General features: G+C 41.4%; 8 protein-coding genes. 1 reads left to right on the top strand and 7 read right to left on the bottom strand.

The genetic code is table 11. The annotated features are described in order from the left end of the window. Window positions 1–287 precede the first annotated feature (287 nt). The 7 genes from B4K26_RS00245 to B4K26_RS00275 all read right to left on the bottom strand — a co-directional run bounded on the left by B4K26_RS00245 (window position 288) and on the right by B4K26_RS00275 (window position 8,577). Window positions 288–1,211 (bottom strand): LysR family transcriptional regulator, encoded by a 924-nt coding sequence (locus tag B4K26_RS00245; protein ID WP_296242886.1) that lies wholly within the window; start codon window positions 1,209–1,211, stop codon window positions 288–290. 373 nt (window positions 1,212–1,584) lie between these two features. Next, window positions 1,585–3,270 (bottom strand): thiamine pyrophosphate-dependent enzyme, encoded by a 1,686-nt coding sequence (locus tag B4K26_RS00250; protein ID WP_296242887.1) that lies wholly within the window; start codon window positions 3,268–3,270, stop codon window positions 1,585–1,587. Between the two features lie 61 nt (window positions 3,271–3,331). Further along, window positions 3,332–3,670, bottom strand: a complete 339-nt coding sequence (locus B4K26_RS00255; protein ID WP_296242888.1) for a RidA family protein — start codon at window positions 3,668–3,670, stop codon at window positions 3,332–3,334. A gap of 49 nt (window positions 3,671–3,719) precedes the next feature. Next, window positions 3,720–4,970, bottom strand: coding sequence for an NAD(P)/FAD-dependent oxidoreductase (locus B4K26_RS00260; protein ID WP_296242889.1), 1,251 nt, complete (start codon window positions 4,968–4,970; stop codon window positions 3,720–3,722). 20 nt (window positions 4,971–4,990) lie between these two features. Beyond that, on the bottom strand, window positions 4,991–6,085 hold the full coding sequence (locus B4K26_RS00265) for a beta-carotene 15,15'-monooxygenase (RefSeq protein WP_296242890.1): 1,095 nt from the start codon (window positions 6,083–6,085) through the stop codon (window positions 4,991–4,993). A gap of 85 nt (window positions 6,086–6,170) precedes the next feature. Beyond that, a complete protein-coding gene (locus B4K26_RS00270; RefSeq protein ID WP_296242891.1) occupies window positions 6,171–7,217 on the bottom strand; it encodes a histone deacetylase family protein in 1,047 nt (348 codons plus the stop codon). Between the two features lie 595 nt (window positions 7,218–7,812). After that, complete coding sequence (locus B4K26_RS00275; protein WP_296242892.1) at window positions 7,813–8,577, bottom strand: UTRA domain-containing protein; 765 nt, start codon at window positions 8,575–8,577, stop codon at window positions 7,813–7,815. Between the two features lie 288 nt (window positions 8,578–8,865). Here B4K26_RS00275 and hutU point away from each other — a divergent pair. Beyond that, window positions 8,866–9,771 (top strand): urocanate hydratase (gene hutU / locus B4K26_RS00280; protein ID WP_296242898.1); only part of this gene is annotated, 906 nt, incomplete at its 3' end.

Raw genomic sequence — 9,771 nt, forward strand, 5'->3', positions numbered from 1 at the left:
ATATATTTTGGGTTTGGTATTACTTAGATGATAAACTACCCAAAATCATGGAGACTTAAATTTCAGAAAGACGCAAATACGAAGCACTAGAACTACCAGTCTAGTGTATCTCTACTTCTGTATCTTTGGCACTGTATGGTTTGCAGAGCTTCGAAAATTTAGATAGATTGATTAGGTTATCGGAACTAGGAATTGAGTCTTATCGTCAGGCTATATAACTCAAGCCTCGTGAGTCAATATCTACATAAGGACAGCCTAGGTCAACATTTGGAATGTTTCGTTTTTGCCTAAAAAGAAATATCAAACTCTATAATCTCTTCAATAAATTTGGCTTCGATAGGTGATAAAGCACGGTGTTTATGCCAAAAAAGATAAACGGGTATATCAGCAATACCTTCGTTTGGCGGTAAACGTCTCAGCTTTGACTCTAGGTGCGTTGCAGCAATAAATTGGTCAGGTAGCGCACCAATGCCATAGCCGGTATAGATAAGGCGAACCGCTTCGTCTAAATTGTTGGTATAAGCACTAATGCGGCCAGTGATATCATGGTTTTCTTTAAATACTGTAATTGGTGAAAGTACATCACCAATATCTTCACTACTAAAAGCGATATAATCTTCTTTTAATAGACTGTCAAAACTCAAATCGGGTACTGTAAATAGCGGGTGGTGGTAGCCGCAGTATAGATAATAGCGCTGAGTAAATAATAACTGCTGATTAAGCGTCTCTGGGATACGTCTTGCCAAGCAGATACCAACAGCAGGCGTCTTTTGTTTCAGATTATTTAAAATATCCATACTTGATTTTACTGTCAAATCTAAAGTGATATTTGGATATTTTTTTTTGAAATAGACTAAGAATTCATTGTATTTTGGATTATGCAGTCGACTGGCCACCAGCAATTTAATCTCGCCTTCTAAGAGATGCGAATTGCTACCCTTCATAGCTTCAATAGAGGTTATTTCTGTAAATATCGTTTGAGCAACTTGAAGACAGTAATGTCCGATGGGGGTAAGCTCTAACGGCTTGGTATTACGAATGACCAGCTGACTTTCGAGCTGCTCTTCAAGCTTTTTGAGGTTTTGACTTACTGCTGATTGAGTAATATTTAAGCGATTTGCAGCCGCGCTAATACTCCCTTCTTCATAGATAACAATCAATACATGAAGCAATGTCCAATTCAAGCTATCGGCTAGTTTTTGTTGCAGCATGGTATTTCAACACTTATATTCTAGATATATTGATAACCGATCAATGTGAAAGGACTGCTAAAAATATAAAAGGCTTAGTTTCTATGATAGTGTTTTAGTCTACGGATTTTTAGTTTGCCTTTCACTATTGTCCTCAGCTCATAATACTATATAGATAGAGATAACGGGACTGTATAAGCGTTTATTTATTATAGAGTTAAAGTTTACGAACTCATTCACACCCTAAGAGCCAAGCTCACAGCCAAAAGCTGAGCGCTTAACACCATCAAAAGGCATTTCAGCGGCTGTTTGTGCAACAGCCGCTCTCGCTCGCTTCGTCCCTGCCAAGTTCGTTATTGTTATTACTAGCTTAAGATGCCAATTAGAGCAACAGCTAGGGTGTCAGCTCATCAGGATCAGTAATCACGTGCAACAATACTGTTTTGCGTTCTTTTGTGACGATATGCATCGCCTCAGTGACACTCGCTTCAATACCCTTATTGCTAGTGATTCGTATACCATGAGCACCAAAGGCGTTGGCAAGTGCTGCAAAGTCAGGATTTTGTAGCTGCGTGCCAGATACCCGATCAGGATAATGTGCCTCTTGATGCTGGCGGATAGTACCAAACTGCTGATTGTCCATCAAAATAATTAAAACAGGGGCATCATAACGAATGGATGTTGATAATTCCGCTTCATTCATCATAAATTCGCCATCACCAGTGATCACAACTGATAGACGTTTTGGCGACTCTAAAGCAGCAACAATGCCTGACGGTAAGCTATAGCCCATCGCGCCATTTCTGGTACTGAGCTGGCTTGGGAAAGTATGAGTAGGCAGATAACGCTGCGCCCATAAGCAGTGATTACCGGCACCAAAGCTATATACGGCATCTTTAGGTAACTGCTCAGTAAGCTGTTGAATCACTTGCGTCATGCTAGCATAACTGTGGTCAGTGGCTAAATCGGCGACATCACAAGTTTCTGTTGCTTTTTCTGTGGTGGTCATTTTGTCTGGGAAAGCGCAATCCTTTCTTTGTTGTTCATGACAATAATGAAACCAAGTCTCACGAGATACCGAATTGACCAGCGATACTTTACTCATCGCTTTAACAAAGCTAATAGGGCTAGCGACAATATGCTCAGTAACTGAACCACTATGACCGCGCAAGCTGGTATCTAAATTGACAATATAATTAGGCTTATCAAAAGATTGCCGTAATTTATAGCCATCACTAGCGACATCACCTAGTACTGTACCTATCGTCAGTAGCACATCAGCCGTTTCGATAAGAGCGGCACACTCATCAGATCGCCCATAACCCAGATAACCTGCATGGGCAGGAGAGTCAAAAGTCACTCTGTCTGAGGCACGCCAATCATGAATAACGGGAATACAATTATCTTCGGCAAACTTCGTTAGCTGCATAGAGGCCTCTGTCGTCCAATTTTGTCCTCCTACAAAAATTAGCGGCTTTTCAGCAGTCGATAAGGCGCTTAATATTACCTCAAGCTTGTCATCACTTACAGAACCTTCAGCAACAGGTATCACTGGATGCAATTGTCCATGGAATTCTTGCTGAATGATATCTTCAGGCAGTCCCACAACGACAGGACCTGGACGTCCTTCTAAAGCCGCATGGAACGCTTTTGCTACAATCTCAGACGCTCTCGAGACTTCATCTAATATGAATACACGCTTACATTGACTAGAGAACCACTGCTTAGGGTCAAATTCTTGAAACGACTCACGGTCTCTATCAGCAATAGGAATAAGTCCAATGAATAATATAAGTGGCACACCATCCTGCCATGCAGTATGGATACCAGTGTAAGCTTGCGCCGCTCCCGGTCCACGGGTCACCATGGCAATACCTGGCTGACCCGTAAATTTACCATGAGCATCCGCCATATAGGTACAAGCGGCTTCGTGACGACATACAACTGTTTGGATATCAGCCTCATATAAACCATCTAAGACCGAGAGATAACTCTCACCAGGAACGACATAGGTGCGACTGACCCCATGTAATTGCAGACTATCTACGATCACTTGACCACCGTGGATTATATTATTCATTGTTAGTCCCTTAATTTTCTATCTTAGTGAGTTCTTCAATTCTTCTAGATATCTAGATGCTTTACTCAGCAGCAATGACCGTAATTTCTACTAGCAGATCAGGATGAGCTAGTACTGCTTCACCGCAGGCTCGAGCAGGTGGCTGCGTATCCGTAAACCATTTATCCCATACCTCGTTCATCGCCTCGAAGTCTGACATACTTTTTAGCCACACGGTTGCAGTCAAGATTTTTGATTTATCACTACCTACCTCTTCTAGCAAACCTTCAACTTTATTTAGACAGCTTAACGTTTGGGCAGCCATATCTTCATCGATGGCGCCAACTTGTCCTGATAAGTATATCGTTTGTTTATGAATAACGATTTGGCTCATACGTTGATTACTATGAAGTTTCTTCATGTTTATTTATCCTTATGCTTTTAAAATACAATGGTTAAAAAAATATGTATTAAGTATTAGAAAATCGCTGAGCATTAAAAGGTTTAATATCTACTGCTGTAGGTTTGTTATGTAATAACTCTTCTATGATACGTCCAGTGATAGGACCTAAAGTAAAACCTTGATGGCCATGTCCAAAGGCAAACCATAGATTCTTATGCTTACCAGCTGCTCCGATAACTGGCTTCATATCAGGCATGCATGGTCGCGAGCCTGCCCACGCCTCTGTCTCTACTCGCTGGTTCAAGGATAAAATAGCTTGAGCGAAACGTAATACAGCGTTCAATTGATCAAAGTTCTTTGGTGCGTCCATAGTAGTCATTTCAGCACCGGTAGTAACACGAATACCTTGTTGCATCGGCCCCATCACAAAACCTTTGTCAATATCAACCAAGCTATGATAAATCTTGTTTTTCTCTGTCGTTTCAAAATGCTGATGATAACCACGCATGGGAAATAGAGGTAAATCATACCCCAGAGGCTTTATCAATTGGTTAGACCAAGGGCCCGCTGCAATAACCAAATTATCACTATAAAAATTCTCATGATTGGTAATGACTTGCCAGCCATCACCCTCGGGTAGTATTTCCTTGACTGTACACTCACCTATTGTCCCGTGCCTCTCTTGAAAACTCTTTGCATAGGCTTTTACCAACGCTCCTGGGTTTGATACCTGCCAAGAATTAGACCAATGAATGGCGCCGATAAAATCGTCGAAATTACCGTTAGGTTCTAATGCTTTCAATTGCATAACGGATAAAACCTTGTGTTCGATACCTTGCTGTCGTGCCCTTTCAGCACCCACAATCGCTGTTTTAAGTTTACCCTCGTCTCGGTGCATCTCAATCCAACCAACACGTCTGATCAAATCTTCAGCACCAGCTGCCGTAATCATTTCTTGATGTCCGCTTGTGCAGTGCTCGATCAGCGTGTTCCACTCCTTTTCAATTTTTTGAACAGAAGAAGGTGCTGAAAACTGCCAGTACTTTAACAAAGCCTGATGATAACGGAAGAGCGCAGGCCAGCGATAGCGTATATCTGTGTTCTGATTCGGTAATACCCTAATGAGTTCGGCAAGATGCCTGGGGAATGGGTGTACATGAATCGCTTCTCGCTGTATCAATCCAGCATTACCATACGATGTCTCCGATCCAGGTTGCTTCTTATCTAACAATAGAACCTGAGAGTTATTTTTTTGCAGATGCCAAGCGATAGACGTACCCACCATACCTGCACCAATCACAATCGCTTTGTACCCCATACCATACTCCTTTATTTTCCTTACTGTAACTTTGGTCGTTCAGCCATAAATATCTGACCTTTAAAGGTTTTATACAAAGCACAGAGCAGAACATACATTCCGAGAATGCCTAAAGCTGGATACAACGTACCTACCAATGTACTGAATGGAAAGAGCGAGGCAAGCAGAGATAGCACCACAACTACAATAGTCAACATACGAAACTTCGACGTTTCCGTATCTGAATCAAAGAAGCGGATCACAAAGCCATAAAGATTAGAGACCGCCGTTGTAAATACAGCAACCACTAGCACGATGCTAAATAAAAACCCAGTAGTCGGACCAATACCACGCGCTATTTCTAAGAACGGAAGCTCATAGCTCATCACATTTTCAAGATCGGATAAGAGCGCCATAATGATGAACAACAAACAAATTCCTAAGGTCATTCCACCGATTACGCCTGCCATTCTAACTGTTTTTAAATTTGGTTCTTTATTACCAATTGATGCAAAAGTAGATACCCCAGGAATCACGTTGTAGGAGACATAAACTATCGCCGACGTCCACCAAAAAGGAGTAGCTGTATCGGGGTTAAGCATTTGAATAGTAGTATCGACAGTTGTTAATTGATCAGAATAAGTGGTGAAGGTAAGGATAGAGATAACAACCACTGCCAAAATCATTAATGGAGAAATAATTCCTAACGCCCTAACCGATGAAGTAAAACCGAATATTACCGTTGATAAAGTCATTACGGCAATAAGTATCTTGCCAGCAACAGGCGGTAGGCTCCAGTATTGATGTATCGCTGCACCACCACCTGAAAACATGATACTGATGACGCCAAACATAAAAAATAAGAGAACATAATCAGCAAAGAAACCTATTTTTTTACCACATAAATAGTTAAGAACCACACGGTGGCTATTGGTCTTAAGCTGATGACCTAATTCCATAAATACCGTACCGTACCATGCCAACATAATCATCGTAATGGCAGCACCTAACATTCCTATAAAACCATAGCCTGCAAAGAACTGCAGTACTTCTTGCCCACTTGCATATCCTGCACCAATGACAGCCCCGACATACACACCGGCATAGCTGATCGCTTTGATAATTGACACACTCATATGAAACATCCCTGTTGTTGTGAGTTAACCGAACAGTTACCCTAATAAATCCTTTATATGGGTAGCCCTAAACATTTATCTTTCATTATTGTTCTTCTGAGATAAACCCAGATAAAAAAGCTTGTAGGTTCTCATTGAGCTTTTCTATGCAATACCCTCCTTCAACCAGAACGATAATGGGTTTATTTAACGCTTTAAGTTTCTGTGCTAAGGTTTTAAAGCCTTCAGTACTAACGTGACATTTGGCTTGTGGATCATCTTTATAGACATCAAACCCTAAGACGTGAACAATGACATCTGGATTAAATATTTTTAAGGACTCGATTGAGCGATCGACATAATGAAAAAATCCAGCTTCATCTGTACCGTGCGGCATCGGAAAATTGATATTATAGCCATAACCCTCTCCCTCACCTCTCTCATGCTCGTGACCAGCGACTACAGGATAGAAATTGATGGGGCTACCGTGTACAGAGGTGTATAGCACATCTTTACGATCATAGAATATTTCTTGAACACCTTGACCATGATGCATATCCGTATCGATGATGGCGATCTTTTGAAATTTTTGACGAAGATGCTGAGCAATAATTGCTGCATTATTAAGATAGCAGAAACCACCTGCGGCGTTTTTACGAGCATGATGCCCTGCAGGTCTGGTCAGACATATTTGCATATTATTTTGCTTAGGGTTTTGACCGCCTTCATCGTTTAATAAAGCATCAGCAGCATTGAGTGCCGTTTGAGCTGACCAATAAATAGAAGTCCATGAATGCTTGCCAATGGGAGCACTTCCATCGGCTTGATATTTAGCTGCTTTTGCCAGGATACCAAGACCAGGATTATTTTGAATATAAACGGTCGTCTGAACTTCCTCGCCCATTTCCTCGTCTACTGCCATCCATTCATCATAGCCATGCTTTAAAAAATCAACATAATCCAAATCATGCACAGCTAAAATCGGCGCGATTCCTATATCTTTAGCAGTCGTTACTGCCAATCCTAACTCTTTTGGTGCCTTTAAAAGCTCAACCAAGCGCTCAGGTTTTTCTTGAGGTTCACGCATTTTTCCACGCGAGAAATAAGTCTTTGGCTGATGAAGTTTTTGATTTTCATGACTATAAATTTTCATGCTACACATTCCTTTGTTTCTAAAAAACTTATTTTCTGGCGAATAAGCGTGTTGGCTGCCTCTCGAAATCATTGACACGTTTTAAAAGCGATTGAGAATTCGTATTAAAAAATCTAATGCTTCTATCACAATTATCTCGTTCCATCTCATTGTCGGTAGCACCAAATCTAACACTTACTAACATTAACTTAATATATGTTGCTGAAAAGCGACAGTCAAACGTTATAAATTAATAGCAATTATAAGTACAGCTAATATCTAATAAATAAATATTTGTTAAGTTTATTCAAGAAATCAAATTGAAATCACTCTTATAGCAAGAATTGTCAAGAAGACAACTACAATAAAAAAATCAGTGAGGAATAATTGCAGAATAAATAACGCGTAGGAGATACGGTAATTTGTTATAGACGGTGCTAAATAAGATAAATACTTTGAATACATACACTAGACTGATACAAATTTTGCTTGCTGTGCCGACGATACGCTATCGATAAAAATATGATAAGTTAGTTGATCTACAGTGTCCAAAGTCAAAAACCTTACGCTAAGAGATCGTCAGATACGTCAATGAAAGTTCGTTTAAAAATAAAGCCTACAGCTCGCCTGCAAACTGATAACGATCTCCTGCATGCCACATTTTGACAAAGGTCAGTACTTGCCCTGCTGAATACGTCCGACGGCGCAGTACCAATGTCGGTGACTGCACAGGAATTTGTAAAGCCTTAGCAATCTCTTCAGGAGCCGCTAAGGCGCGAATAATATAGCTACCACGCTCAAGTGGGCTCTTGGCAATGAGATAGTCACTGGTGTTTACCACATTAAAATCCTGCTCAATAAAATCTGGTACTTTTGTCGCATCCACCCAACGTTCTTCAAACTGAATCGGCTGACCATCAGCGAAATGAATGATTTTTACTTCATATAAAACAGCTGCTTCATTGCTATCAGTAGTGCTAATATCGTCCTTTAAATTAGAAGCCACAACTTCTTCGTCAATATTAAACTTGTCTCGCATTTCATCGTCTAGCATGCCTGCAGTAATAGTACGTTTACTCACAACATAAGCTTGATAATTGCGATTGGCTGATTTTAAATCTTGGGCTATGTTGCGCACTTCTACAAAGGTATGATTGAACTGCTGCTGAGCAACAAACGTCCCTGATCCTTGTCGACGTTCTAATACCCGCTCCTCGCTCAATTCTTTTAAGGCACGGTTTACGGTCATTCGTGACACACCAAACTCTTTTGCCAATGCCATTTCAGTGGAGATGGCTTCACCTGCCTGCCATTTACCCGAATGGATATTATCCAATATGGCGCTTTTAATCCGCTGATATGCTGGAACTGCTTTCGTCATGTCACGCTTCACCTTTGTCATGCTCATCTTTAAATGCTGACTGCAAACTGTGCAAGTGCTGACATAATATCATGACCATTATCATAATCACCATGAGCACAGCCTTTTGAGCAAGACAACCTTATAATTAATTTGGCTGCTAATAAAAAATGCTTGCATGAAAAAACTATCTTTGATAATTTGTATATACAACTTATTGGCCACTTCAAATAATGCCGCCGAAAAACGACGATTGGCAAACTATATACAGATAATCAAAAGGATGGGATCATGACTAGCGTTAATGGAATGAGTAAAAATGCATCAAACAATAATAATGAATTTACGCGTCGTGACGAGAGTCGTAATATCGCGGCGCCGACGGGCAGTAAGCTAAATTGTAAAAGCTGGCTAACCGAAGCCCCTTATCGCATGATTCAAAACAATCTTCATCCTGATGTGGCTGAAAATCCAAAGAGCTTGGTCGTCTATGGTGGTATCGGACGTGCCGCCCGCAACTGGGAAAGCTACGATCAAATCCTAGCATCACTCAAAGAACTAGAAGACGATGAGACTCTACTCGTACAGTCAGGCAAACCGGTTGGCGTTTTTCAAACTCATGAAAATGCGCCGCGCGTATTGATTGCCAACTCCAACCTAGTGCCACGCTGGGCAACGTGGGAGCATTTTAATGAGCTTGATCGCAAAGACTTATTTATGTATGGGCAAATGACGGCTGGCAGCTGGATTTATATCGGTACCCAAGGCATTGTGCAAGGCACGTATGAGACCTTTGTCGAAGCAGGTCGCCAGCATTATGATGGTAGCTGGGCAGGACGGTGGATTTTGACCGCCGGTCTAGGTGGTATGGGCGGCGCGCAGCCATTGGCTGCGACCTTTGCTGGGGCGACGTCTTTAAATATCGAGTGCCAGCAATCAAGTATTGATTTTCGTTTGCGTACTGGCTACGTCGATAAACAAGCTGACAATTTAGACCATGCTTATGAGCTCATCAAACAACATACTGCGGCAGGTGAAGCGGTTTCTATCGCTCTACTCGGTAACGCTGCGGACATCTTGCCCGAGATAGTTAAGCGCGCCAAAGCTGGTGAAATCAAACCTGATTTAGTGACCGATCAGACCTCGGCGCACGACTTAATCAATGGCTATTTACCAAGCGGCTGGACCGTTGAAGAATGGAAGGCCGCTCAAGAA

The sequence above is a fragment of the Psychrobacter sp. UBA6766 genome, assembly GCF_002453355.1.
Taxonomy (GTDB): Bacteria; Pseudomonadota; Gammaproteobacteria; order Pseudomonadales; family Moraxellaceae; genus Psychrobacter.

Excerpts from the sequence above, each read along its gene's own strand:
- B4K26_RS00270 (WP_296242891.1), bottom strand. The coding sequence starts at position 7,217 with ATGAAAATTTATAGTCATGAAAATCAAAAACTTCATCAGCCAAAGACT.
- B4K26_RS00255 (WP_296242888.1), bottom strand. The coding sequence starts at position 3,670 with ATGAAGAAACTTCATAGTAATCAACGTATGAGCCAAATCGTTATTCAT.
- B4K26_RS00275 (WP_296242892.1), bottom strand. The coding sequence starts at position 8,577 with ATGACGAAAGCAGTTCCAGCATATCAGCGGATTAAAAGCGCCATATTG.
- B4K26_RS00245 (WP_296242886.1), bottom strand. The coding sequence starts at position 1,211 with ATGCTGCAACAAAAACTAGCCGATAGCTTGAATTGGACATTGCTTCAT.
- B4K26_RS00250 (WP_296242887.1), bottom strand. The coding sequence starts at position 3,270 with ATGAATAATATAATCCACGGTGGTCAAGTGATCGTAGATAGTCTGCAA.
- B4K26_RS00260 (WP_296242889.1), bottom strand. The coding sequence starts at position 4,970 with ATGGGGTACAAAGCGATTGTGATTGGTGCAGGTATGGTGGGTACGTCT.
- B4K26_RS00265 (WP_296242890.1), bottom strand. The coding sequence starts at position 6,085 with ATGAGTGTGTCAATTATCAAAGCGATCAGCTATGCCGGTGTGTATGTC.